This is a genomic window from Candidatus Limousia pullorum, from assembly GCF_057405065.1.
The window spans coordinates 1,590,522-1,614,307 of record NZ_CM171614.1 but is presented as its reverse complement, the minus strand read 5'-3'; the positions used below and the strand labels follow the sequence as shown (position 1 = coordinate 1,614,307).

23 protein-coding genes are annotated in these 23,786 nt (G+C 52.7%); 4 read left to right on the top strand and 19 right to left on the bottom strand.

From position 1 onward, the window contains the following. Window positions 1-3: 3 nt before the first annotated feature. From CGICJO_RS07290 to CGICJO_RS07275, 4 genes are all read right to left on the bottom strand, one after another. Window positions 4-1,326 carry a trypsin-like peptidase domain-containing protein gene (locus CGICJO_RS07290; RefSeq protein WP_486498385.1) on the bottom strand — a complete coding sequence of 441 codons (1,323 nt, stop codon included), beginning with the start codon at window positions 1,324-1,326 and terminating at the stop codon, window positions 4-6. Further along, on the bottom strand, window positions 1,326-2,258 hold the full coding sequence (locus tag CGICJO_RS07285; protein WP_486498384.1) for a PP2C family protein-serine/threonine phosphatase: 933 nt from the start codon (window positions 2,256-2,258) through the stop codon (window positions 1,326-1,328). Before CGICJO_RS07285 ends, CGICJO_RS07290 begins: the two co-directional genes overlap by 1 nt. 3 nt (window positions 2,259-2,261) lie before the next feature. Next, a complete protein-coding gene (locus tag CGICJO_RS07280; RefSeq protein ID WP_486498383.1) occupies window positions 2,262-2,675 on the bottom strand; it encodes an FHA domain-containing protein in 414 nt (137 codons plus the stop codon). Between the two features lie 310 nt (window positions 2,676-2,985). Beyond that, window positions 2,986-3,495, bottom strand: a complete 510-nt coding sequence (locus CGICJO_RS07275; protein WP_486498382.1) for a hypothetical protein — start codon at window positions 3,493-3,495, stop codon at window positions 2,986-2,988. Between the two features lie 460 nt (window positions 3,496-3,955). On the opposite strand from CGICJO_RS07275, the gene CGICJO_RS07270 reads away from it, so the two are divergent. The 3 genes from CGICJO_RS07270 to CGICJO_RS07260 all read left to right on the top strand — a co-directional run bounded on the left by CGICJO_RS07270 (window position 3,956) and on the right by CGICJO_RS07260 (window position 6,835). Continuing rightward, a complete protein-coding gene (locus CGICJO_RS07270) occupies window positions 3,956-4,531 on the top strand; it encodes a hypothetical protein (protein WP_007048421.1) in 576 nt (191 codons plus the stop codon). 404 nt (window positions 4,532-4,935) lie between these two features. Continuing rightward, a complete protein-coding gene (locus CGICJO_RS07265; protein ID WP_486498381.1) occupies window positions 4,936-6,366 on the top strand; it encodes a LuxR C-terminal-related transcriptional regulator in 1,431 nt (476 codons plus the stop codon). Window positions 6,367-6,385: 19 nt separating this feature from the next. Further along, window positions 6,386-6,835: a hypothetical protein gene (locus CGICJO_RS07260; RefSeq protein WP_076779351.1), complete on the top strand. Its 450-nt coding sequence runs from the start codon at window positions 6,386-6,388 to the stop codon at window positions 6,833-6,835. Between the two features lie 159 nt (window positions 6,836-6,994). Here the strand turns inward: CGICJO_RS07260 and CGICJO_RS07255 are convergent, their stop codons facing one another. The 3 genes from CGICJO_RS07255 to CGICJO_RS07245 form a co-directional block, all read right to left on the bottom strand. After that, window positions 6,995-7,465, bottom strand: coding sequence for an RNA polymerase sigma factor (locus tag CGICJO_RS07255; RefSeq protein WP_040918711.1), 471 nt, complete (start codon window positions 7,463-7,465; stop codon window positions 6,995-6,997). Window positions 7,466-7,888: 423 nt separating this feature from the next. Beyond that, window positions 7,889-8,959: an AfsR/SARP family transcriptional regulator gene (locus CGICJO_RS07250; protein ID WP_486498380.1), complete on the bottom strand. Its 1,071-nt coding sequence runs from the start codon at window positions 8,957-8,959 to the stop codon at window positions 7,889-7,891. A gap of 35 nt (window positions 8,960-8,994) precedes the next feature. After that, window positions 8,995-9,195 carry a hypothetical protein gene (locus tag CGICJO_RS07245; RefSeq protein ID WP_087242542.1) on the bottom strand — a complete coding sequence of 67 codons (201 nt, stop codon included), beginning with the start codon at window positions 9,193-9,195 and terminating at the stop codon, window positions 8,995-8,997. Between the two features lie 291 nt (window positions 9,196-9,486). Here CGICJO_RS07245 and CGICJO_RS07240 point away from each other — a divergent pair, with 291 nt between their 5' ends. After that, window positions 9,487-10,695: an IS110 family RNA-guided transposase gene (locus CGICJO_RS07240; protein ID WP_486498379.1), complete on the top strand. Its 1,209-nt coding sequence runs from the start codon at window positions 9,487-9,489 to the stop codon at window positions 10,693-10,695. A gap of 115 nt (window positions 10,696-10,810) precedes the next feature. Here the strand turns inward: CGICJO_RS07240 and CGICJO_RS07235 are convergent, their stop codons facing one another. The 12 genes from CGICJO_RS07235 to CGICJO_RS07180 all read right to left on the bottom strand — a co-directional run bounded on the left by CGICJO_RS07235 (window position 10,811) and on the right by CGICJO_RS07180 (window position 23,781). Then, entirely contained in the window at window positions 10,811-11,002 is a 192-nt protein-coding gene (locus tag CGICJO_RS07235; RefSeq protein ID WP_486498378.1) for a hypothetical protein, read from the bottom strand. Window positions 11,003-11,106: 104 nt separating this feature from the next. After that, window positions 11,107-11,619, bottom strand: coding sequence for a streptococcal pilin isopeptide linkage domain-containing protein (locus tag CGICJO_RS07230; RefSeq protein ID WP_158096297.1), 513 nt, complete (start codon window positions 11,617-11,619; stop codon window positions 11,107-11,109). 823 nt (window positions 11,620-12,442) lie between these two features. Then, window positions 12,443-12,724: a helix-turn-helix domain-containing protein gene (locus CGICJO_RS07225; RefSeq protein WP_087379644.1), complete on the bottom strand. Its 282-nt coding sequence runs from the start codon at window positions 12,722-12,724 to the stop codon at window positions 12,443-12,445. Then, the gene (locus CGICJO_RS07220; protein WP_486498377.1) at window positions 12,711-14,633 is read right to left on the bottom strand and encodes a VirD4-like conjugal transfer protein, CD1115 family; all 1,923 of its coding nucleotides are present in this window, start codon (window positions 14,631-14,633) and stop codon (window positions 12,711-12,713) included. Before CGICJO_RS07220 ends, CGICJO_RS07225 begins: the two co-directional genes overlap by 14 nt. A gap of 63 nt (window positions 14,634-14,696) precedes the next feature. Then, window positions 14,697-15,620, bottom strand: a complete 924-nt coding sequence (locus CGICJO_RS07215) for a DUF3991 and toprim domain-containing protein (protein ID WP_486498376.1) — start codon at window positions 15,618-15,620, stop codon at window positions 14,697-14,699. 39 nt (window positions 15,621-15,659) lie between these two features. Beyond that, window positions 15,660-18,587 carry a MobP3 family relaxase gene (gene mobP3, locus CGICJO_RS07210; protein ID WP_486498375.1) on the bottom strand — a complete coding sequence of 976 codons (2,928 nt, stop codon included), beginning with the start codon at window positions 18,585-18,587 and terminating at the stop codon, window positions 15,660-15,662. A gap of 11 nt (window positions 18,588-18,598) precedes the next feature. Then, window positions 18,599-19,195, bottom strand: coding sequence for a hypothetical protein (locus tag CGICJO_RS07205; protein WP_486498374.1), 597 nt, complete (start codon window positions 19,193-19,195; stop codon window positions 18,599-18,601). Window positions 19,196-19,226: 31 nt separating this feature from the next. Next, entirely contained in the window at window positions 19,227-19,619 is a 393-nt protein-coding gene (locus tag CGICJO_RS07200) for a hypothetical protein (protein ID WP_486498373.1), read from the bottom strand. 554 nt (window positions 19,620-20,173) lie between these two features. Further along, complete coding sequence (tnpA, locus tag CGICJO_RS07195; RefSeq protein WP_486498367.1) at window positions 20,174-20,608, bottom strand: IS200/IS605 family transposase; 435 nt, start codon at window positions 20,606-20,608, stop codon at window positions 20,174-20,176. 195 nt (window positions 20,609-20,803) lie between these two features. Further along, complete coding sequence (locus CGICJO_RS07190) at window positions 20,804-22,309, bottom strand: DUF6788 family protein (RefSeq protein ID WP_486498372.1); 1,506 nt, start codon at window positions 22,307-22,309, stop codon at window positions 20,804-20,806. Window positions 22,310-22,397: 88 nt separating this feature from the next. Then, a complete protein-coding gene (locus tag CGICJO_RS07185) occupies window positions 22,398-23,195 on the bottom strand; it encodes a class B sortase (RefSeq protein WP_486498371.1) in 798 nt (265 codons plus the stop codon). Beyond that, window positions 23,176-23,781, bottom strand: coding sequence for a hypothetical protein (locus CGICJO_RS07180; protein WP_486498370.1), 606 nt, complete (start codon window positions 23,779-23,781; stop codon window positions 23,176-23,178). Before CGICJO_RS07180 ends, CGICJO_RS07185 begins: the two co-directional genes overlap by 20 nt. Between the last annotated feature and the right edge of the window lie 5 nt (window positions 23,782-23,786).

Sequence of the window (23,786 nt, the reverse complement as noted above, 5' to 3'; positions counted from 1 at the left end):
GGGTTACTCCTTGCTCACCACAAACCGGTTGGCGTTGTCGCACAGGTAGAATGTGTCCCCGATCGACAATTTTTCCGCCACATTCGCCGTCAGCTTTTTGCCGTTGCCCAGGAACGTGCCGTAGGACGATCCCAGATCGGTGATGATAAAGCAGTCTTCATTCGGGTCGTAGACTACCTGGCAGTGCCGCCCGCTGATACCCGGCGTGTTTTTATCGAATACGATGTTACAGGTTGCCGGGTCTCGGCCGATGACCACCTTGCCCTTTAACAGGTCAAAGCTCTGGCCAGAGTATTTTCCTGTCACGCCGCGCAGCACAGCCCGTTTTTCCACAGGGCCGCGGCCGCCTCTTGCAGGCGCTTTTCCAGATCCCATACCTGCGGCAGCGCCGGCAGGTGCCGGAGCCCCCTGTCCGCCCTTCTGGGACGTTACCAGCAGGATGATGCCGCCGATGAGCGCCAGCACGCCGATGGGCAGGAACACATAGGCAAACCAGGGCTGAGTCCAGGAGAGTCCGCCGCCTGCCATGGTGTATTCGAGCTGCTCGCCATCCAGGATCTTGGTCAATTCATCGACGATAATCGCGTAATTCATGCCCAAGGGAACGCCTGTTTGCGGATCCGTCGCTCCGAGTGTGTTAATACCAATTACATTACCGTTTTCATCCACCAGCGGGCCACCGGAATTTCCGCCCCCAATGGAAACATCCATCTGAAACGCCTCAAAGGTGACACCCGCTGGATTCAGCCGCTTGCTGATGATCCCCCGGGTCATCGTTATGTCATCCAACCCAAAGGTTGCAAAGTTCTGGCGGTAGGCAGAATCCGCTGGGAAACCCAGGGCATATGCCGTCTCGCCCGCGCTGACCGAATCAGACTCCCGCAGTTTGAGAGGGACTCTCTTGTCAGTGGGGGAAGGCAGCTTTAAAATAGCGATGTCTTTTTCTGACGGCGAGGAATAATACACCACCTGCGCCTGCACATAATCATTTTCTGCGGCGGAATAATACACTTGAACCTTTCCGGAGATAGACGGATCAATTCTGGGATATTCGTAGGCCATTTGCACCACATGGCCGTTTGTCACAATATATTCGACAGGTTCCCCGGGGTTGCCGATTGCAAACCCCGTCCCCATACCACTAGCAGTGTTTCCCTGGGAATCCTGGACCATAACGCCTATCATTACAACCCCGTTGCGCGCCTCATAGGGATCCATACCGCCCCCGCCTACCAGGCCCAATACGCCGAACACACCGGCGGCCAGGCCAATAACCAGCAGCAGGATAGCAACAACCTGCTTGCCCGATGACTTTTTCGCTTCCATTATGATTCCTCCTTATTTTTTCCATGGTATTTCAATGCGATGGCCGTATAGTTATCCTGGCCCGGCTTTCCGGCGGCCAGGATTTCCTCCTCCAGCTTGTCGCAGCACGCCTGGGGGGGGAGCGCCATGGCTTCCCGGATCTGCTTTAAGGTCAGGGTATCGCTCACCCCGTCCGAGCAGAGCAGCAGCGCGTCCTCCGGCTGGAGAAGAAAGGGCATACGGGTATAGTCGCATGTTACATCTTCTTTGCCTATGTACTCCGAAAGGGCCCCTGCCTGGGGATCTTGAAACGCTTCCTCCACGGGGAACGCCCCGTCCAGTGCCCTCAAAATCAAATCGTTCTTAAATTCCTGCCGGGTATTTAACCCATAGAGTTTGTTTTCCCTGAGCAGGAACAAATCGCTGTCGCCTACGCACCAGAAGGAGAGGCGATTCTCTTTGAGCAGGGCCGCCACCAGGGTAGTCCCCCCGTGCCCGCGAAACTGCTGGTAGACTCTGGCGCTTCGCTGGTATACCCAGCCGGGCACATCGCTGTCATCTGCCCAAGGAAAGATCCCCACCAACTGGGAGGCAGTTTCCGCAGCGATCATGCCGCCCTCCGCCATACCGCCCATACCGTCGCACAGCACAGCGAGCAGCCCGTCTTCCTCATAACGATCCATGCGGGAGATGCCGAAAGCGTCCTGCTGTTCTTCCCGGCTGCCAACGCCCTGTAGGTTGGCAAGCTCCAGTTCCGGCAGCGGTTCCGGACGTTCCGTAATCGGTTCTTCCACCGCCTGATCACCCCGCTTCTTTTTCTTCTTCCGCCGTATCAGGAAAAAGGCGAGAATCAGCGCCAATAGAAGCGCTGCGCCCGCCGCAACCGCCATCCAGACGCGGATGACGGTATCCGGAAACAGCGGCTGGTTTAACCATGAAAGTACACCCTCCATCCTTTACTCCTCATTCCACTGGAATTGCTCGCCGCACAGGGGCAGGAAGAGAAGCTGGCTCTTTCCCACCTCGATCACATCGTAGGCTTTTAAGGGGCGTACCATTTCCACCTGCTCGTCGTTGCAGTAAGTGATGCCCCTGCCCTGGCCGGGAGAAAGGGAAAAGCTGTTATGCTTGGCGTCATATGTAACCAATGCATGGCTTTCTCTGGATACAGTATCGTCATCCGCCAGGGCCACGTCCATCGCCGCCGCCCTTCCTATGAAGTTTCTGCCTGCTACCAGCTTATAATCTGCGCCGCGATGGGGACCGGAAACACAGACCAAGAATCCTACTGCAGGATCAATACCGATCTTCTTTTTAATAATGCCCACCGTCTTGCCTCTGTCTGCTTCCGGCGCAGCGCCTCCCGGCACAGCAGCCACGGTCTTCCCTACCGTTCCGGCCGCAACCGTCTTTCCGACCCCGGCGCCCTCCTGGCAGTAGGGGCAGCTATCGAATCTGGATTCATCGTAAAAATGGCCATTGTCACACTGTCTCATAATTGTTTTCCTCCTGATAAAGAAATCTTAAGGATTATCCAAAACCATCCTTGGTTTTTTACTGTTCTTACTGTAGCGCCTTTTTCGGAATTTGTGCAGGTCGCTTTAGCGCCAATTTCCCAAAAATTATGTGGCGCACCTGCGCCAATCCGCATTTTTCGCAGAAATCATGGGGAAATACCGCTTATCTCATCAGATCCTGATAGTCTGGGTCTGCTGTCCGAATCCCCCACACCAATTCCCAAAGCTTTTCATCTTCGGAAAGGACATAGCACCTGCCATCCACCCCTTCGAACCGGCGTTTATCAAACCAGAAACTGTAGGTATCCCCTTGCGCCGTCACAAATGTAAGCCCCCGGTTATCTGTAGAGACGATGGGTGACTCGGATTCCACCGACACATCCCGCAGCGCCTGCAAGACCCCGGCGATCACCGTTTCGTCCCTTGTCTCGTAGTCCGCCGCCGTCTCCGTCCAATGGTGAAAGATCAGTTCCACCGGCAGTTCCTCATGGGGCAGCTCCAAAAGCTCCCGCTGCCTTTCGGTACAGTAAGCAAAAAGGGAGTCCCCTTGGTATGCCGGGGACGAAGTCTCTGTCGGGGACGAAGTTTCTGCCGGAAGCGCAGGATCTGATGCTGCACACCCCACCAGCAAACAGACGGCGGCCAGAAGTACTGCTGACCCTCTTTTTTTCATTCGTGCCTCCTTTCTTCTGTCCTGGTCTCATGAATCGCTTTGCCGCTCGGTCTGTAACGCCAAAGGCGATCCAAACTCTTTTTTTGTCCTTTTATGATTTTACTGTATCGTTTTTTTAAGGATCTGTGCAGGCCGCTTTCGCGCCAATTTATCAAAAAACGCATGGCGCACCTGCGCCAATCTATTTTTTGTGTGAAAATTCAAAAACACCTTGATTGTGCAAAAGGGATTGCCGATCATGACAGCGGCCTGTTACATCCTGTAAACTTAAGAAGTGTTACACTCTATACAGGGTGGATGGCCTCAATTTTCTGGCTCCAAAGCTTCGTTTCTCAAAATGGCGCAGGTGCGCCACAGTGTTTTTTTAGTTTGGCGCTAAAGCGGCCTGTTAAAAACACCAGCTTCCTGCTATGATAAAAAACGAAAAGTTCACATGATGGAAGGCCGGCCAGGACACAGAATGTCCAAAAAGCTTCAGCTGGCCTTTTCGGAACGCAGGATCAGAAAGGGGATATATCGTATGTATGCAAGGTTCAGGCCGTACCATCTCATTGGCGCCATCGGGGGGTTCCTCACTGCCCTCACCGCCATTATTAGCTTGGCAGTTTCCACATCGTACTACATAAGCGCAGAATGGGTCATTATTGTAAACATGCTGCTCATTGGCTCCAACGGGTTAATCGCAACCTATTTCTTTGGCGCGTTCAGCGCTTCCCGTGACAGCCTCATCAAAGTAGGCAGCCTGATCGCGGGGATAGGTCTTGGTTTTAATGTCCTGATCTCAATTCTCCAGATGGCGGGGGTGTACGTTTTTGTTCTGGCTCTTCTTGGGGCTCTCGTTATGATGGCAGGGGTTGTGATCGCCTGTATCAAATTCATTATGCTCTTCCAGAGAGACGCTTTTGTCGTGGTGTTCTGCGTGTTTATTTTCCTGGGGCTTCTGCTGTCTTTATTCTGGACGTGGGCAAGCCTGATAAGCGGCGCTGGGCTGGGCGCCCTGCTGATTTATTTTTACGTCCACAATATCACCTACTAGACAGCTTCTCTCATTCAGGATATTTCCTTGTTTACCGCAGCTACACCGTGTGGCTGCGGTAAAACGGCATGTGCGGGCGCAAAAAACCGGTAGTTCCCGGATGCGGAACGCAGCTCCAAAAATATACGGTTTTATCCAGGAGAATCCCTGGTTTAGGTCAAACAGGAAGGATTGTATATTCCGCAAAAACGTCAGCGAAAAAAAAGTCTCTAACCGACAGAAATCGTTGAAAATCCTTGCCGTTTATAGTATAATAGTCTATAACACAGGAAGGATTGTATATTCCGCAAAAACGTCAGCGAAAAAAAGTCTCTAACCGACCGAAATCGTTGAAAATCCATGCCGTTTATAGTATAATAGTCTATAACTGTACCATTGCGGAGAAAGGGAGTGGAATGGGACGTATGGTAATAAAGAAAAGCTTCACAAATCCAAAATCCATTTATGCGATTCTGCTGCTTAGTGTTTTTACTTTTCTATTTCTTGGAGCCGAGTACCTATATGTAAACATGATCTCGCTTACGGCAGGGGAAGAAAAAACGGTGATTACGCAAAACTACGCGTTAGGAATAAGCGCTGTCGGTTTTTTGCTCTATCCGCTGTTTCATCGCCTTTTGAAAAGGCGGGTACAAATCGTTGGACTTTTTATCCTTGCACTAGCAGCGTCAGTATGCAATTTTTTGGTTCAAAAACATGTTTCTTATTCGTCCACTCTGCTCTCCGGAATGGCATTGTTCCTGTTTCTGGGGATATTGGGAAGCGCGGCCCACTACCTGTTTTTCAAACTGGCGAGGGATCGCACCCATCTGGCGCGTATGGTTGGTGTCTCCTATGCCCTTGGGATCTTCCTGCAGTTTCTAAATAACAATCTTGTGGATCTGGAAACTGCGGAAGCCTTGATACTTTCACTCTTTGCCCTTGTAGCGTTAGCGCTGTTGCTGAAGGCAGAAAGGCTTTGCCGCCAGGAAAACGCAGAAGCGGAAGAACTCCAGTCCCCCGCCATAGAGGATGATGGGAAGGGAACCCGAAAGAAGATCGCCGCCGGCGGACTCCTTGCACTGCTTGTCATCCTGATGGCATGTATCTTCAGTACGCTGGACAACGCGGTCACCATGCATCATGCAGCAGGCACTGACATTGGGCAATGGCCGCGGCTTTTGCTGGCGGTAAGCGGCCTTTCTGCCGGCTTTCTTTTTGATATCCGAAAGCGGAAATTTATGGCCATGATGATGTACTGCGTCATGCTGATGTCCGTCATCTGTGTGGTAGTACTCAAGCTGGGCGGCCCGTTTTTGATCGGCCTGATCGTATTTTATCTTTCGGCCGGATTTTTTGTGGTATTCTTCACCACCAGTTTTCTGGATTTTGCCTGCCATATGCCCACGCCGGCGCTGTGGGCCGGCATGGGACGCGCCATGAATAACATGAGCGCCGCTTTGCTTACCAACGCCTCTGTAGCGCTGCTGGTCTCTGACAGCAACGGTATGGCTTCCATCATTCTGGCGCTGGTCCTGTTTGTGGCCGTCAGCGTAATCATCTATCTTTATACAGCCTGGATGCCGGTTCCATCTGTCGCCCCCGAGGATATCCCGTCGGATCTGGATCCCCGGGAAGCTTTCCGTATCCTGTCAGAACTGCTTGCTCTTACGCCCAGAGAGACCGAAGTATTTGACAAGCTGGTCAATTCAGAGGAAAGTATTCAGGAGATCGCAGATGGACTGTATCTATCCCGGCGAACCTGTCAGCGGCATATCGCAGCGATCTATGAGAAAGCGGGTGTAAAATCACGCATGGGATTGTACCAGCTCTACATAGAAAAACAGCGCAGGCTATGACAGTCAGAAAGGGATTCGGATGAAGAGGATTAAAATTACCGTTTTGCTGATTTTATTGTGCGTACTGGCGGGGTGTTCCCCAAAAGACACATCGCTTCGGGCCTATTGCACCGAAAGCCAGCAGGAATTTCTGGATCAGTCGCTGGAAGAGCTGCCGGTCGCGCTTACCTATCATCACAACGATAACATCCTGGGACGCTACGAAACGACGGATGAAGAAATCATCTCCGAAATCCTGCAGGCATTACGGGAAACGACCATTGTATCCAAAGCTTTCAGCGGCTCTACAGACAGCCGGATCCTGGAGTTTGAGACAGCGGATGGGGATACCTGCCTCTTCTGGTTTGATGAAAACCGGTTCCATGGCGCCGGCGGAACATCCTATGTGCTTTCCGGCGACGAGGAGATCTGGGATCTGGCGCGGAAAATTCAGGAAACATATCCGGAATACAGGGAAGCGATGGAGTAAAAAGGCAGATCGAAAAAGCCGGGTGTTCCTTGCTTGTATGCAGCTAAGGCCGCGTAAGCAGGGAACGCCCGGTTTATTTATATTCGTTTTTCAAACGAGAGGGAGCCTCGGGTTTGGCTTCATTTGTTCGCTTTCCCCTTCCACACAAAACTCAACCCTCTATTTCAGAAATTTCCGGATTTTTTTCAGAGCTGCCGCTATGGACTTCTGTACCGCCTGATAGCTGCACCCTTCCCGCACCGCAATCTCCTCATAGGTAAGCCCGTCAAAGAAATACATCTGCAGCCTTCTTTTCTGGACTTCCGGCAGCTGGTTGACGCCCTCCCGGAGCGCCTGCGTCTGCATGGATTCATAGACGGCGTCCTCCACCGGGGCCGGCTCCTGTGCCGAACGACGGCTCAGCAGCTCTTCGTTCAGCTCGGTCCAGTCAAGGTGCCTCTCCTGCTCGTTAAGGAAGGAGAGATCGTCCAACTCAAACCGGTCAAACACGGCATAGAGCTTCACATCCAGTTCCAGCCTGTGTGGTACGCCCTGGCCGTCCCTGAAAGATAGATAACATTTCCCGTCGATCATCGACAGGGTATAGGGGTTATACTTGTCCTTTCTTCTCTTTGGATGCCTGTCATCCATCTCTTTGTCCTCCAATCAATCGTTTTTGAGTGAATCAAAACGATTGACCGGTGGACTTCGGCAATGAAATCCGCCATGATACGCAAAAGCGCCCACAGCAAGATTGCTGTAGGCGCAAAGCGGCACTATGGGGCGGTTTGAATCGCAGCGGTTCGGTGGGGTGGCATAAAATGGCCGCAAAAATCCTGTAAGGTCTGATCGTAAGCCTGATAAGAAAAAACGCCGCCCTCCCGGTCGGAAGGCGGCTTGCGTTGTATGGTTCGCATACATGGACAGCCACCCGCCTGCGCTGTATTTCCGGCGTTTTTAACCTACGGAAATCTATACTAACAGGCGGGCGTCTCAGCTCGTGACTCGTCTGCGACTCATCTGCAACATATTTTTGGCCTCATCCGCGTCTCATTTCAGGCTCACCTCCGGCTGTCAGATAATCATATTCGGACATGTTTGTTTTATCCTCTGGATATGCGCCTCCGTGAGATGCCGCTTGATTCCTGTATAAAAGGCATTTGCAGTTCCTGCTCCCGATTGCTGGTAGAGCAGTATGGTCAAGTGCATATTCAGGCTACTGTTAAACGGGTCAAAGGCCAGTGCGGCTTTGGCCGCCTTGTGCGCATAGATATACTCGCCACACTCGGTCTGGCGTTCTATATACCGGCCGGCGAGCCGGAAATACAGGACCTGATAGTATGTAATACTCGGGATAAAATAAATATTATCGGACAACCGTGGCAGAAGATTCCCGGAATACAGTCCGACGGCAGCTTCATACAGCCGATACCGCTTTTTCGGATTGTTCTCCATCTCGATACTGTCACATAGTTCTTCGAATAACCCCACATCTGTCACTACCTTGATTTCCGGATTGAAGCTGAATATGCCGTTGGCATAGACCACCAAATCCTCCAGCCCAACATAGCCAAGCAGCGATCTAAGCCTGTAAGCAATGTTCCGCACGGATTTCATCGGGATCTCACAGGACTCATCCGGCCACAGGATCAGTGCAAGCTGATTTGCCGTTGCCCGGTTCCCAGCCGTCACCGCAAGATACGACAGCAGCGTATAGCAGCGGGAAGAAATGAAATCCTTTTCGGACAGCGTTCCCTTGCTGCCATGTATCGTGAGCCCATTAAAGCAGTTGATCCGCACTTCCCCTGCAGTAAGCTTCAGCGCTTGCTTTGCGGCCGCCAGGCTCTTATTCAGTTTAATTTCATTTAATTCCTGGGCGACAGCGTAAGCGATTATGAACAGGAACGCAGGATCTGCGCCGTACCGCTTCGGGTTATCTACGCCGATATAACCCTGGTTCAGCCGTTTGGAAAAGGGGACGGCGATTAGGGAGCGAACGCCGTATTGTGTGAAAAAATCATATTCCGCCGGAACTGTCCTGCGCAGCTCCTCGATATCTGTAAAGATCATCGGTTCGCTCCTTTTGAGTGTGGCCACCCATCTCATGAAATTTTTGATTTCCAGATACTGCAGCTTGCCGCCCATGTACTCTATCCCCTTTTGGCACCACTCATAGGTACTCAGGCCAATGCCTGCCGCCCAATCCGCTTCGATAATATATGACTGTCTGCATCGTAAAATTCTGTCGCCGCCTGTAATAAGCCGTTGATCAGTGTGTCAGGATCTTCGTTGCCACGCTGGGCTTCTTCCAGCAGTTTCAGCGCTCTCAAAAAATGACGGGCATATTCCATTTCCATGTGTTCCTTCTGATATGTGCTCATCCTTTTCACTCCCTATTACAATAAATTTGGACAGGAAAGCCGGGCAGCCAGTCCGGCTTTCCCTCCATCTCGTGCCTAAGCTACAATAAGAGGAGCAACTGGCTGACGTTCACTCCCTTGGGCTTCGTATGTCCGCTTTGAAGACGGTCAGCCATCCTCTTGTTGCAGCGTTCGATTTGAGCAGGTTGAGCCTACCGGATGCCGGGGAGTTCGTGTCACCCAATAGATTGAATCGGCAGCGAGAAAAGATGGATTCCGGTTGCACAGATTCGTTGTATTGGAGGAATGTGGATGAACTGCGTTGGCATCGATGTTTCCAAGGGCAAAAGCATGATCGCAGTCATGCGGCCTTTCGGAGAGGTGGTAGTCTCACCCTTTGAGGTACTTCACACCGTCAGCGAACTGAGTGAGCTGGCAAGGCTGCTCAAAAGCCTGGACGGTGAGACCCGTGTGGTGATGGAAGCCACGGGTAATTACCACGCGCCTGTGGCCTGGCTACTCCACGACGCGGGGCTTTATGTCTCGGTAGTCAATGCAATGCTGGTGCACGACTACGGAAACAACAGTTCAAGGCGGGCCAAGACCGACAAGAAGGATGCTGTGAAGCTGGCCAACTACGGCCTTGACCACTGGCTCACACTGCCGAGATATGTCCCCGATGAGGATACCCGGCTCATGCTGAAGACCTGCTACCGGCAGTACCAGCAGTATTCCAAAGTACAAACCATGCTGAAGAATAACCTGATCTCCCTGCTGGACACAACTTTCCCGGACGCAAACCGCCTGTTTGCCAGTCCGCCCCGCGCTGATGGCAGCGAGAAGTGGGTGGACTTTGTAGATGCTTTTTGGCACTGCGAGTGTGTCTGCGGTCTGTCTGAGAAGACCTTTATCACCAGATACCAGAAGTGGTGCAGAAAGCACGGCTACAATTTCAACGAAAATAAGGCATTGGATATATACGCCTCTGCCTGTGGGCACTTCGGTGTCATGCCAAAAACGGATACAACAAAACTTTTGGTAGAACAGGCTATTTCCCAACTCCGGGCAACTTCTGCCGCGTTAGCTGCTCTCAAGCAAGAGATGCAGTCCCTGGCAGCTTCTCTGCCGGAGTATCCTGTGGTAATGGGGATGTTTGGCGTTGGTCCCTCTCTCGGCCCCCAGCTTATGGCTGAAATTGGCGATGTCCGCCGTTTTCATTCAAAAAAAGCACTGGTGGCCTTTGCGGGCATTGATGCCCCGCCCTACCAATCCGGCCAAATGGATGTCCGCAGCCGCAGCATTTCCAAGCGGGGGTCTGCCTCCCTGCGCAGGACGCTCTTTCTGGTGATGAGTGTCATCCTGCAACGTGCTCCAATGGATGAGCCGGTCTACCAGTTCATGAGCAAGAAACATTCTGAAGGCAAGCCTTACCGAGTCTACATGATGGCCTCCGCAAACAAGTTTCTGCGCATCTACTACGCTTCTGTAAAAGCCTATTTGGATTCCATGGAATACGACTGATTTTTCTGCACTATATCATCTGGCCGGCCGCCATTTCGATTTTGAGATGCTCAGCGGCATAGATTTGTGCGCTCGTTTTTTTGCTCATTCTCTCGAAAATTTTACTTGACTTTTTTTAGCAGGTCTTCAAAAAAGCACAAAGGCTGCCCGGCTCCTTTGGGGTGCGTTCCTCCACTGCCTTTTCAATCAGCGTCTCCACCGAGGCCTCGCTCTCCCGCGCCTCACGGACATACTCGTAAATCTTGTATGCCGAGAATAACAGCAGCACTGTAAAAACCACGGTCAGAATTCTTCTTAGCCACTTCATCGTCATATATCTCCATAAAACTCTTTGCCGCACCCTGGAACGGGGATTGAAAACGCCCGGCCACGCAAAACGAAGACTTTTGTGGCCGGGCGCAGAGCACATCTTTATTGTTCTGATTTGCGCCGTTTCGTTAGGAACAGCGTCACAAGGGCAGTCAGGCTGACGGCGCCCAGGCAGATATACAGCCATAGATGGGAACTGTCACCAGTCTGCGGTCCGTCCGGATCGTCCGGGTCGTCCGGCACAGTCGGATATTTATTTACAAATATAATATGTTCCGGTTTGCCGTCCATCCCGGGAACCGTCAGAACAATCTCGCTCACCAGCCCGGGTCCGTTCTCATTATTGGTAACATACACCTTCATGGTGTACACCGTTTCATCATAACTGCATTGACTGTTGCTGCCCTTGATTTGAGAAATGGTATAAGTATGAACACCGGGGCTTTCAAAAGAAAGCACAGGGAGCTTTTCCGTTCCGCTTCCCTTGATGGAGAGAACATATCCCTCGTCGGTGCTGCCGCTAGGCATGGGAGAAGTGAGCGAACCCTCCGCCTTCAGCAGAATTTTATATTTCTCTGCCGGCGACGGGGCGGTTCCCTCCAGCTTTATCTCCACAGACGGCAACTCCACATGCAGCGGTGCTGCGCCAATCAGCATGAAACAGCACAATACTATTGTCACAACACGGGAAATAGCGGCCTTTCTTCTGAATCTTATTTTCTATTCATCTATTCAACTTTGGACACCTCTTTTCTCGATTACGCAGCGCATGCATCAACCAATGCGCCTCAGATACTTAGATAATTTGATTGATTCACTACACAAAATTCTGGTTCCAATTGTGCGTTTCGCTTGGATAACTGTCAGAAGTTAAGCACATTTTCCTCTATCCTTTTATACCATTTAACCGGTAGGGGAAGAATGGTGTTTTCCATTTACTGTGTCAAAAAGGAACTTCTCTAACGTCCTGTTCTTAACGCCAGCCACACCTCTGCAGCCTCGTTGTTTTCTGTACAATAACAGAAATCCCATGCTTTTTAAAGGTCACATCAGCGCCAAAATGCAAAAATACCGTGGTGCACCGGCGCCAACTTCAGAAAACAACCCTTTTCCCTCAAAGGTTGACCATAAACCCGTCTCTAAATCGAACGTATGGACGCATTTTGTTTCCTCCTCCATATCGCATAAAAAGGGGAGCGCTAGATCCTATCTTTTTCTTTCTGCTGTAACATTTCTTAAGGTGGGAAGTTCAAGGGGGCTCACTATGGACCTCCCCTCGGTCCACCGAAAGGGCAGACTTCCCCCTTGGAAGTGGATAACAAATTTTTCAAGAGCGCAGACCGCCGGAAAGTCTGTACGCTTATATATAGGAAAAGGCTCTCCTTATGCGATTAAAATGCGCAGGGGAGAGCCTTCTTGTATAGATCGTGGGAGGCGGTCAGCCAGACGATTCCTTTTGCGGGCACAAAAGCAGATGATACCGGTTGGAGGTAGCGCTCCCGTTTTCCCGGTAATGGGCCTCTTTCCGGATCATACCTGCATTTTCAAGGTCTTTGATTGCCCGCTTCACCGTACTGCGTGAAAGGGATAAATCCGAAGCAATGGTCTTGATTCCTGGCCAAGCCTTTTTCTCTTTATCCTGCCGGTCGTAAAGGTAGATATATACCAGCTTGGCCCGGTGGGGCAGCTCCGCCTTGTAGAGATGATCAAGCCTGCCCATCGCTTTTCACCTCCGCAGTCTTCCCGGTAACGGGCGGCTCCGGCATTCTTCGGTTTCTGGGACTCGTCTGCACAGAGACGCCCCCGTCCCTGGCTCTTTCGCGTCCGGGCGCACGACCACCGCCTTGAGCCTCTGGATCAGCCATCACCTGGCGCTGGCCGCCGTAGGCCCCGCCATCATCATCGGACGGCATGGGCGGGTGCAGGAGATCCGGGCGGTACTTCTCCACGATTTTGTCCATGATCTCTTTTTTCTCCGCATACTCCACCCTGCGGTTGCCCTGATCGGGCACACTGTAGGGATGCTCCTCGTCAAACCGGATCCCCCATTTGAAGAACAGCTTCAGCTTGACCTTCATGGGATAGAAGCCGGTTTTCATGACCACGAACTGCCCCTTGGGCATACTCTTCAATTCATCCGGCGTCATCAGCGGCCGCTCGATCATCTGCAAAGATTCCGACGGATCGTTCTTGCTCCTTGACACCGAGCCGGACATAACGGTACAGCTGCCCAGGGCTTTGGAAAGGGTTTCCGCAGAAGTACTTTGGGGAGCAAACCCGCCGAAGATGGTGAGCTGGGTGTTGTCGATGATGATCTCCGCCCCCTCCTTGCCGTAGTTCTTTTCTAGCTGGGAAAAGGACTGGATGATCGGCACGATCTGCAAACGCCTGGAACGGGATGCCGAGAACATCATCTCGGCGGATTCAATCTTCGGTAGAGTGCCGAACTCGTCGCAAAAGAACACGCAGCGGTTTTTGAGCTTCCCGCCGTTTTCGTCGGCCACTGCCAGGATCTCACGGTAGAGCTGTTGGATGATGAGGGAGATCATAAAGAAGGTTGCGGGGTTCTCCTCCGGCATGATGATAAAGAGAGCCGATTTCTCCTTACAAAACTTCTCAGCGTCGATCTCGGTATCAAAGCAGAGAATCTGCTCCAGCTCCGAATCCAGGAAAGCGTTGAGCCGGGACAGCGCCGTACTCATCACGCTCGCCATGGACTGCTCTGCCGTGTTGAGTGCAGCCCCGGCGAACCACTTGGCCTTATGGTCGTTGGGAAGCAGCTCCATGAGCTGCTGGAACTGGTTCTTTCCCTTCTTGCCGGATGGCGCCAACAGCTCCTGAATGATCTTGAATACCGATACGATGTGCCGCTTCTTCGGCTCACAGAACTCGGCTACCAGCAAAATCGTCGCCGTCAGCAGCCCCTCGGCCGCATCATAAAAATAGGCGTTCTGCCCGAAGGAAGCGGCGTCCATGCCGGAGAGGATGATGGTCTTAGAGATGATCTTGGCGTATTTTTCGCATCGGGCCTTATATACCAACTGGTCCGGGTGCGCCTGGTACAGGTCCATATATTTATTGACCAGATGCAGGAGGTTATTGCCGTTGCTCCGGGTCGGGTTCCTAAGGTCGATTACCGAAATATGATATCCATAGTCCTTGGCGATCTGGCCGTAGTTGCGCATGATATCGCCTTTGGTGTCGGTTGACAAAAACGACATTCCGGACGCACAGGCGTACTCAATACAGGGGTACAGCCAATATGCCGTTTTACCAACGCCGGCGGCGCCGATCATTAGGGCATGGACGTCGCCGGTATCCACCATAGCGGTGGTATTCCCGGTGCAGCCCACTACAATGCCCTGGGGAAGCGGCTGGCCATCCGGCGTTACGGGTGGTTTGCTTTCCTTTGCCTGTTCACGCCACTGCTCCGGGGTAAATGGGACATGTTTGTAGGTCTTGCGAATCTCAGAGCGGTTGGCCCATCTGGCCGTGCCGTGCTGGCCGTCACCGACCGTCCGGCTCTTAATCCCATTCAGGCTGTAGATGTGTGCGATCAGCGTCACGCCGCCGAGCACGGCGAACATGACCACGCCCACAATAATCAGTAAGGTAATATTGCCTGTCATAAGGCAACATGCTTTCGGATCTTATTCTATCACTCCTTTCCCGTCAAATTTTCATCTTGTTCCTCAGAGCTGTGGTTGCACACATACTTCTTCCTCCGTTTCTTCTGCTTGATCAATTAAATCCTCATTCCAGTCCTTTCGGATCGGGATGAGGATCTTATGCTGGATTCCCTTCTCAAAGAGTGCTTCCGCCGTCCGCTGGTTGGCCGTCTGCCCTCGTTCATCGTTGTCCCTGCAAAGAAAAACCGTATCGATTTGCGGGTTATCCTTCAGCATCTGCCTCATCACCAGATCGGACACGCCGCAGGATGCGGCATAGCTGTGCTGCCGCCACCCCTCCTTGTGCAGGGAGATAAAGGAGAGCATATCGATGGGCGCCTCGAACAGATACAGCTGGTTGTCGGTTCCCCTCCAGTGGAAGCTGTACTCCGGCGTACTGCCGTCCTGGTTTCCCTTGAAGCTGCTCTCGGATCCGGTGCTCCGCTTGTGGACATGGCGCGGTTTTCCCTCCGGGTCGAAGCCGACGAACACAGCGTTGTGATAATCGGCGGATTCGTAGATCATACCTTTGTAGACAAAGGTGTTGAGGACGTCATGGTCAATGCCTCTGCGCCGCAAAAGATAGGCATAAACTCGGCGCATGTTCTCATTTTCCTGCGGCAGCACAAAGGGCTTGCGGGGTCCCTTCTCTATGGGCGGAGCTACCCTCAGCGTACCGCAATTGTTACCCAGGAGATATTCCAGCGCCTCTGGATAATCCATTCCATAAAACCGCCGCACAAAGTCAATGGCATCTCCGCCTGTCTGCTCATACTGGTGATACCACAGGTTCCCCCGGATGGTAATCTTTGCACCGCCGTTCTTCCATTCGTACTCCGAACCCGACCGTTTCAGGGTATGCCCCTGCCTGCACAGCAGATCCGCAAGGTCGGTCAGCCTTGCGCGCTCCTTCTGATCCTCTGTAAAATGAACATATTTAGTTGCCACTATGCAGCTCTCCTTTTCGTTTTACCTTTTCACACCTATTTACAGCCGGATCCCCAGCGCCTGTTTCTTCTCCTCAATCTGACGGCGAAGTTTCCGCTCAATGATCGTTCCGCCCTTACCCCGGCGCTCGTCCTCCAGACGGTTCTGAATCATCCGGCTGATATGGTGCAAGAGACGCAGGGACGCCATAGCTACTGACAGGTTCTTGTTGTTTCGAACGCTGTGGAGAAGCTGGGCGGCGTACTGGTTCCCGTGTTCTGCCGAGGCCGTCAGCCAGCGGACGGCTGCCTCCATATTCTGGGACACATCTTTACCGTAAAGGTAGAGCTTTCCCAGCTGGTATTCCGCGAAGTCGTTGCCCAGGGCGGCTGCGGCCTCGAAGAGCCGGACCGCCTTTTCCACATCCAGATAGCCCTCCTCGGACAGCCGGATCTTCCCCGCCAGGTATGCGGCATAGGGGTGGTCCTTTTCTGCGGCGCTCTCCAGATGATAGAGCGCCTTCCCCACATCCTTCGGAACTGCTTCGCCCTGATAGAACAGCTTGCCCAAGGCATATTCCGCAGGTGCAGCGCCTTTTTCCGCCGCCATGGTCAGGTATCCGATAGCCTTGGGGATATCCTGCGCCACTGCACTGCCCTCCAGATAGGCTTTGCCCAGTACGTAGGCGGCGTACTCATGTCCGTTTTCTATCGCCCTGTTCAGCAGCGCTTCTCCCCGCGCCAGATCCTGCGGCGCATCTTCACCAAGCAGCAGGGCTTTCCCCAACAGGTATTCCGCCGCCGGATTTTCCTGCTTTACCGCTTTTTCCAACCATGTCAGGGCATAGGCCGGGTTCTTCGGAACCACCTCACCCGCAAGAAACAGCCGCCCCAGCGCATATTGTCCGTAGTCATGCCCTTTCTGCGCAGCGGCAAATAGATAGTCCACCGCTCTGGGTGCGCTGCATCCTGCAAACCGTGGATCCAGGTAGAGCTTTCCTAGCCCATAGAGTGCGTCTGCATTGTCCAGCGCAGCAGCCTTCTCAAAATACTCCCGCGCCAGATCCAGATCCTTCTCGGTGCCGGTTCCGGTAAGGTTCATCTGCCCCAGCCGGTAGTAGAGCTTATCATCTGCCATCTGGCGCTCGATGGAGAGAAAGCCCAGGTATGCCTTTCGGTACCAGGATTCAGAGGCAGCTTTGTCGGCAGTCGTACCGACGCCGTCTTTATACATCCGGCCCAGCTCGTATGCTGCATAGGCATTGGGGCTGTTCTCATCAGAGGCCGCCATGGTGTACAGTCGAAAGGCTTCCGCGTTGTCCTGTTCCACCCCCTGGCCCCTGCGGTAGAGGCTCGCAAGCGCATATGCCGCAAAGGGATTTTCATTGGCGACAGCCTTTTCGTACCACGCTGCCGCCTGTAGATAGTCCTGTTCCACGCCGTATCCAAAGGAGAACAGCTTGCCGATGCGGTACTGCATATATCCCGGCTTTTTGGCTCTGCCCTCCTCTGCCAGAAATGCCTGATACGCTTTTGCAAACCATTCCTGTGCAGCGTCTTCGTCTTTCTCGCAGCCCAGACCTGACAGGTGCATCCTGCCCAGATCATACATGGCAAGCCCGTTTCCGGACGCCGCCTCTTCCTGCATTCCCTCAAAGGCCTTCTTAAAATTAGGCGGTACATCCTTTGTGCCGTACAGATAGCTTCTCGCCGTCTTGTATTTATCCGTCCACCAGGTCTTTTTCCTCCTGCTCCCACCGCCTGTTGGAAACGGTATGTCCGCCTCTACAGGTTCGGACTCGCTGCGTTCCGGCTCGGCGAACGCTTCCGGTCCCGACAGCTCCGCCCCTTCATCCGCCGCCCCGTCCTCCATAACCCGGTCTGCCATGATCTCCATTGCCGCCTGGATAACTGCATTGCGTATGGGCTTGAATTCCGGATTCCTGGACAACGGGAGCCTCGCCGGCATGTCCATGGTATAGGTCTTAAGCACTTCTTCCCGTTTCTCATACCACAGGGAATAGAGGGAAGCGATCCGCTCATCCTTCGCCAGCTCATCCACGATGTTGTCGATGAGATCCTTCACATCGGCCTTGAGGTATCCGTACACCTTCTTTCCGCCGGTTCTGGCCAGCCGCCCGGCCAGCTCCGTCAGTTTATTTTCCAGCACAGGATTGTCATAGCTTCCAGCATGGATCCCGGCAGCGATCTCCTCTGCCAACTTTTTACCCTCCGCTCTCAGCGCATCCCTGTGCTCGGTCTGCTGCTCATAAACGCTGAGCAGGTCTTGTGCAAAGATATCCCTTGCGAAAGAGGACCGCAGATTTTCCACCCCCTTCTTTGTGAGATAGCCTTCGTTCTCCAAAAGCGAATAGGCAATAAGATGCACATGGGGATGATGGCTCTCATTATGGAAGGCGGCATACCATCGCAGATTCTCCATGGGGATCTTCAGGTTCTCCGAGAGCGCCTGGGTCTGGGTTCGCAGCATGTCCCGCCACCGTGCGCCCCGGTTAAATCCCAGCCGCTCCGCATCCTCACGGCGCAGGGACACGATGGCCGTCCATACATTCCCCTCATGCCGGTTCAGCTCCTCGGACACCTCCGTCAGCTTAATCTCGACGCCGTCATCGGTAAAAAGGCCGTGGGAACCGAAGCGCTCCGCCCGCGGGCGGGTGGCGATGTAGTCGGCATAGGTTTTGCTGGTCATCATCGAATGGGCGTTATCCTCAATGGCACGGGTGATAAACTCCGATGCGGCGCCAATGGTTTTCTCGGCACGGTAATCTTCATACTCCAGCATCTCCCGGCTGTCTGGGAAATCCCGGAGGAGCTTTGCGATCAGGATCTTCTGCTTTGCCGTGGTCGGCAGCAGCTTTTTAGAATCATCGATCTTCTCCACACCCTCCCTGGTCGCAATGTATTTCAGGTAGCTGCCCGCACCGTTTCCGGGCTTGATGTATTTGAACTTGGTAATGAGCTTTGCCATCGCCCGTCACCTCACAGCATACCCATAGAGAGACCTTCGGTTTCCTCTTCCGGTCCTGTCTCCATATCCTCTTCTAATGAATCAGCTTCCTGCTGCAATTTTTTCTCCAGCGCAGGATCCCGAACATAAAGAAGGATGCCGCTGTAGTCGTAGCCGACCGCATCCAGCACCCGTTCCTTCATTACCTTAAGCAGGTATTGCGTATCAAAGTAGGATTCAAAATAGATGCCGTCGTCAATCTTCAGCGGTTTGTCCATGCCCCTGTCCGTCCTGCCGAGGATGACCCGTTCCCGTCCCGCAACCTTTCCGCTGATGGCGAGAAGCCTTCCGTGCATTTTCGCATCGGCATTACAGTCCTTCAGGATCATGGAGACAGCCTCCCGCCACGTTTTGCATGGCCGTTCTTCTCCTCCTGGCAGCACGACCGACACAGGTTTCTTCCCTTTAAAAAAATAATCCGGTCCCGCCAGGGAGCAGGCCATTACCGTTTTGGAAGAAAGATTTCCATCCCCTATCCTTTTTACAAAATCATCCATGTGCTGATCCACCAGCGCATGAAGCTCTCGCCGCAGGCGCCCAGCGTATTCATACAGTTGTTCCTTCTCCATCTTCTATCCCTTCTGCCAGTCCACGGCGTCGTCAAAGGAAAACGCACCGTTGATGCGTTTGACTTCTTTGACGCATTCCCCCCCGCAGAAGCTCCAGCGTCACCCTATCGATATCCTGCGCCGCTGCGATGAGGTTCATGGTGATGGCAAGCTCCACCGCCAGCTTGAACAGCATGCGGCTCATGCGGTTATCACTTTCGTCCACGATGCCCTTGAGCGTTGAGGTGATGATGTTGGGCAGGTACCTGTTGCTCTTTCCCGAAAGCAGATACCCGGCATAGAACAGGATGGCCTTCTCGATGAACTCACTCTGGGAGGCGCAGTTATCTTCCTTATATAACTGCTTCGCCATATCCAGCGAGGACTCCCTAATCCACAGCGCAAATTTGCGCTTAGTCTCTCTTGTCTGCTCCGCTTTTGCCATATCCGGCTCACTCCTTTCTTTTTCTACCGTAACCCCTGATGCAACCCACACCATTTCGCCGTAAACACGGGGACAAAGGCGAACCGCAACCCCGGTTACCGACCCACAGGCTCTGTAACCGACCCACAGATATGTGGACTTCATAAAGCGTCAAAGCGCCTTTGCAGCCGGCATTGCTGGCTGCTGTGAGCAGAGTCGGGGTGCTTAAGCAACCCCGACTCTTTCACCTGCTTGCAATTCGACCCAGATCTGCGCGCAGTCCTGTCGCTCGTCCATGGGCGCATAATCCCTCTGTTTCTTCCCCTATTGACCCCTGTACCGCTCTGTGGCTTTCATTTTCTCCAGACTAAATTGGACTGCTCACATTTCCATCATCAGACCACAGCACCGTCTCTTGCATCTTCTTTGCTTCCTGAGTACAAAATAATGATCCCCCGGCAAAGCCGGGGGTATTTCATAGACGGGTATAACCCTTTGTTCCCAGCCACGTGTCACGTCACGTTGGTACGATCTGACATTTGCATATTTTGTTACTTGCTACTCGTAAACGAGTTTTAGAAATTAGGCATCGTCAGTTGTTCTCCTGCCTTATCTTCTTCTAACTGATGCTTTATATATTCCTCTATTTTCTTTGCATTTTTTCCAGCTGTATCTACATAATATCCTCTACACCAAAATTCTCTATTTCTGTATTTGTACTTTAATTCCGGAAACTTTTCGTATATCATTAAACTACTTTTTCCCTTTAAGTATCCCATAAAACTTGATATTGATACTTTCGGCGGTATCTCTACCAACATATGTACATGATCTGGGCATACTTCTGCTTCTATTATTTTTATTTTTTTCCACTCACATAATTGCCTTAATATTTTTCCTACTTCTATTCTTTTTTCTTTATAGAACACTTTTCTTCTATACTTCGGCGCAAACACTATATGATATTTGCAATTCCATTTCTTATGTGATAAAATGTTCATGTCATTCATTTGAATGTCCTCCTTTTGTTGTCCTTGCAGCTGCCAGACCGCAAGCTTATTTTACAACAAAAGGAGTTTTATTTTCTACATCACCGGCTGTCGCCTTCTTTTGAACCACTCGCCTAGCGAGTGGTTTTCTATATACAAAAATATCAGCCGTTTCGCTGTCTGCAAAACGACTGATCTGTACTTTGATATTTGGTTTTACAATGTCATTTTCGGAGTGTAGTCCTCGGCGATATCTTCTTCTACATCGTCCTCGGTGGAGGCTGTCGGATATGCTGTCTGCTTCATGGCAAGCTCAGACAGGTTTCGGATGCGCCGCTCCACGCTCTCCGTAATCGCCTCGATCCGGCCGGCGTCCATATATTCCTCCGCACCGTCAGCGGTCAGCGTTTCGATGATCAGATCCTTTACATCCGAAAGCCGGCCAAAATCAATCCATGAAAAATCCGACACCAGCTTGATCTGCTCCGCATGATGGTTCTTGAAGGGCTTGCAGCCGACCTCTCGCTCCGAGCGTATCTGGGAAGCGACCTTGTCATAGCCCAGGGAGGAGCCGCTGTCATAAATCGGGGCGAACCCCAGCCATTCCAGCGTTTCCGAATTGCGCAGCAGGCCAAAGTTGTTCAGATGCCGGTCCTCATTGGCAATGAGATAGTCCAGCACGATCATGCGGTCGAGAAACGGCACAGCGTCCCTTACGCCGATTGCCTCGCAGCAGTTTACAAAGTGCTGATAAACCGAGATATTATTTGGCTTTTTCTGCATCTGTATGATACGCCATGCCGGGACCAGCTCCCTGCTTTCGTCCGCGAAATCCTCACAGATGGAGTAAGGCGCACCTTTGTTCCACGCCACCGTGTACGGCACATGGGGAATGCCGAGACGCTCCATCACACCCGTTGCGATCACCTCGTTAAAGGGCTGTTGACGAAAGGGGTTGGAGCCGCCCTTAACCAGACACCGTTTGCCGTCTATCATACGCCAGCGCTTTTTCAGGTTGCCGTCCGAGGTGTTGTCCGGGGAGCTGAGATTCAACGCATCGCCTTTGCGGTCGGCGCCGAACAGGACGTCGCCAATATCATCGGAGAAGGGATTGGTAAAGAAGTTGACCTCATCCCAGGAGAGGTTTGCGTCCTTCGGGCAGATCCAATACTGGTCGGAAAGGCTCAGCCCATAGCATTTCACCAGCAGCGCCCTTGTGCTTGTGATGTTCAGCGTTTCCATTGCCTCCCGCACACCGGAACGGCTTTCGGGGATGCAGCGGTCTGTCCACCAATCGTTGAGCGCCTTGCGGTCGGCCATGCCGTTCCGGATGGGGACGCCTACCGGCAGATGCTCCGGCGCATGGATGGCGCCGATCTTCCGGATTGAGCCGGTGGCGTCGTCCAGCTCAATATCGCACACAGCGATCCTCTGGTGCATAAATACATATTGCATCTGCGTCACCTCGCTTTGCGTTTTCTTCGGTTTGGAGCGCAGCCGCTTCAGCTGTGCCTGCAGCTCCTTTCGCCGGGATATTTCCACAGACAGGGCCGCAAGCTCGTCGTCCTTCAGATACCTGCTTTTCTTCTGCCCGTTTTCCGACCACTGGTGATAATAATACACCTTACCGTTAATGGCCTTTTGGGAGATATATCCCCTTGGCAGCTTTTCTATTTCTTTCGTGAGCTCGGAAATCTTTGCGAGCAGTTCCTGCGGATCCATGGCGGTGCCTCCCTTCATTGGAGTATATTATACCCCGTTTTAACCCCTTTTGTCAATGTGATATGCCGACGCCATGGAAGAATTGCCTTTACGGCGCTGCGGCAATCACCAACAAACGGCCGCTTTTGCTGCTGCCGTAGCAGGTGGAGAGGGTGAGGAGCTGCTGGTCATACTCCGGCACGGTACCGCTGGTATAGGCTGCCTGTGCAAGCATCGCACGGACGGCCTCCCCATAGGCTTCCTCGTTCTCAGCTGTGGTAAAGGCATACCATGGATCCACGTTGTTGGTCTTGACCACGGCGAACACCTCGTACACCGTCAGGCCGTCTGCGGTCTGCAGTTCGACCTGCCCATGCTCCGCACGAAAATCGGAGTCGGTATATCCCCGCAGCCCTGCAAACATCGACCCATTCTTCATGTTGTGGCCATAGATGATCAGGTTATCACCGCCGAGGCTGCAGCGGCTGTCCAGGAATGGGACGCCGCTTACGCTGTATTCCCCATAAAAACTGCGCCGCAGGTATTTCTGCGGGTTTTCCGGCGTATGCATGACGGGATAGTCCACCGCCGTATCCGGGATGGACAGCCAGCCGATGCAATCGCCGTTCCTTGCAAACAGTGCCGATAAATCCCGCAGAGCTTCTTCTGCCCCAGCTGGTTCGGTCGCTTCTGGCTCGGGCATTGCTTCTTCGCCATCCTCTGGCTCCATATCCGGCCACGGCATCGAATCCGGCTGCGATGCCTCTACCAATGCGGCCAGCTCCTCAAACTCATTTTTCTCTTTCTGCCGGGCAGCCAGCTCACCATAGATTTGGATGCCGGACACCACGAAAACCGCCGACAGCAGAATGGCAAGAAGGAGAAACCTAATTTTCCTCTTCGTCATCTTCCACCTCATAGAACTGTTCACCATCCACATCCGGCATCTGATCCCCGTTCATGCTGGCGCCAAAGTAGATGGCGAGGAACCGCTTGATATCCGCCTTCTTCATCCGGCGCACCTCAAAGCCCTGCTCGGAGATGACCTTCTCGGTGCGGTTGGCGGTCTGGAAGATCTGCTCCGGCTTCATGCCCTTACACCGCAGGATAAACAGGAACTGCCTGGCCGTGGACATCTCGGCCTGTACATGGTCCAGCATCTCCATATCCTTTTTCAGAATCCTGCGCACCTTCGGATTTTGTTCCTCATCCATGCGCTCCTGTAAATAACTTTTGTTATCGTCAAAGCATTCACAGGAATCCGTACAGGCGATCTCAATATCCGGGATGGCTGACAGCACCATCATCAGGTGCCGGATCTTAATCTCGATATTCACCCTGGAGAGCACGGAGATATTGGTGGGACCCACCAGATAAAACAACAGCTCGCCTTTCTGGGTTTCCAGGCCGTATTTCGTAAAGCTCTTGACTCCGATCAGCTCCTGCGTGGATCTTCCTTTTTTCTTCTGCCGTTTTTCCTTTGTTTTCGCCATTCCGC

Coding starts and splice junctions, on each gene's coding strand:
- CGICJO_RS07200 (WP_486498373.1), bottom strand. CDS start 19,619: ATGGCAAAAGCGGAGCAGACAAGAGAGACTAAGCGCAAATTTGCGCTG.
- mobP3 (WP_486498375.1), bottom strand. CDS start 18,587: ATGGCAAAGCTCATTACCAAGTTCAAATACATCAAGCCCGGAAACGGT.
- CGICJO_RS07190 (WP_486498372.1), bottom strand. CDS start 22,309: ATGGATCCGCAGGAACTGCTCGCAAAGATTTCCGAGCTCACGAAAGAA.
- CGICJO_RS07220 (WP_486498377.1), bottom strand. CDS start 14,633: ATGACAGGCAATATTACCTTACTGATTATTGTGGGCGTGGTCATGTTC.
- CGICJO_RS07240 (WP_486498379.1), top strand. CDS start 9,487: ATGAACTGCGTTGGCATCGATGTTTCCAAGGGCAAAAGCATGATCGCA.
- CGICJO_RS07185 (WP_486498371.1), bottom strand. CDS start 23,195: ATGACGAAGAGGAAAATTAGGTTTCTCCTTCTTGCCATTCTGCTGTCG.
- tnpA (WP_486498367.1), bottom strand. CDS start 20,608: ATGAATGACATGAACATTTTATCACATAAGAAATGGAATTGCAAATAT.
- CGICJO_RS07260 (WP_076779351.1), top strand. CDS start 6,386: ATGAAGAGGATTAAAATTACCGTTTTGCTGATTTTATTGTGCGTACTG.
- CGICJO_RS07225 (WP_087379644.1), bottom strand. CDS start 12,724: ATGGGCAGGCTTGATCATCTCTACAAGGCGGAGCTGCCCCACCGGGCC.
- CGICJO_RS07245 (WP_087242542.1), bottom strand. CDS start 9,195: ATGAGCACATATCAGAAGGAACACATGGAAATGGAATATGCCCGTCAT.
- CGICJO_RS07180 (WP_486498370.1), bottom strand. CDS start 23,781: ATGGCGAAAACAAAGGAAAAACGGCAGAAGAAAAAAGGAAGATCCACG.
- CGICJO_RS07290 (WP_486498385.1), bottom strand. CDS start 1,326: ATGGAAGCGAAAAAGTCATCGGGCAAGCAGGTTGTTGCTATCCTGCTG.
- CGICJO_RS07275 (WP_486498382.1), bottom strand. CDS start 3,495: ATGAAAAAAAGAGGGTCAGCAGTACTTCTGGCCGCCGTCTGTTTGCTG.
- CGICJO_RS07235 (WP_486498378.1), bottom strand. CDS start 11,002: ATGAAGTGGCTAAGAAGAATTCTGACCGTGGTTTTTACAGTGCTGCTG.
- CGICJO_RS07255 (WP_040918711.1), bottom strand. CDS start 7,465: ATGGATGACAGGCATCCAAAGAGAAGAAAGGACAAGTATAACCCCTAT.
- CGICJO_RS07250 (WP_486498380.1), bottom strand. CDS start 8,959: ATGGGCGGCAAGCTGCAGTATCTGGAAATCAAAAATTTCATGAGATGG.
- CGICJO_RS07205 (WP_486498374.1), bottom strand. CDS start 19,195: ATGGAGAAGGAACAACTGTATGAATACGCTGGGCGCCTGCGGCGAGAG.
- CGICJO_RS07270 (WP_007048421.1), top strand. CDS start 3,956: ATGTCCAAAAAGCTTCAGCTGGCCTTTTCGGAACGCAGGATCAGAAAG.
- CGICJO_RS07285 (WP_486498384.1), bottom strand. CDS start 2,258: ATGGAGGGTGTACTTTCATGGTTAAACCAGCCGCTGTTTCCGGATACC.
- CGICJO_RS07265 (WP_486498381.1), top strand. CDS start 4,936: ATGGTAATAAAGAAAAGCTTCACAAATCCAAAATCCATTTATGCGATT.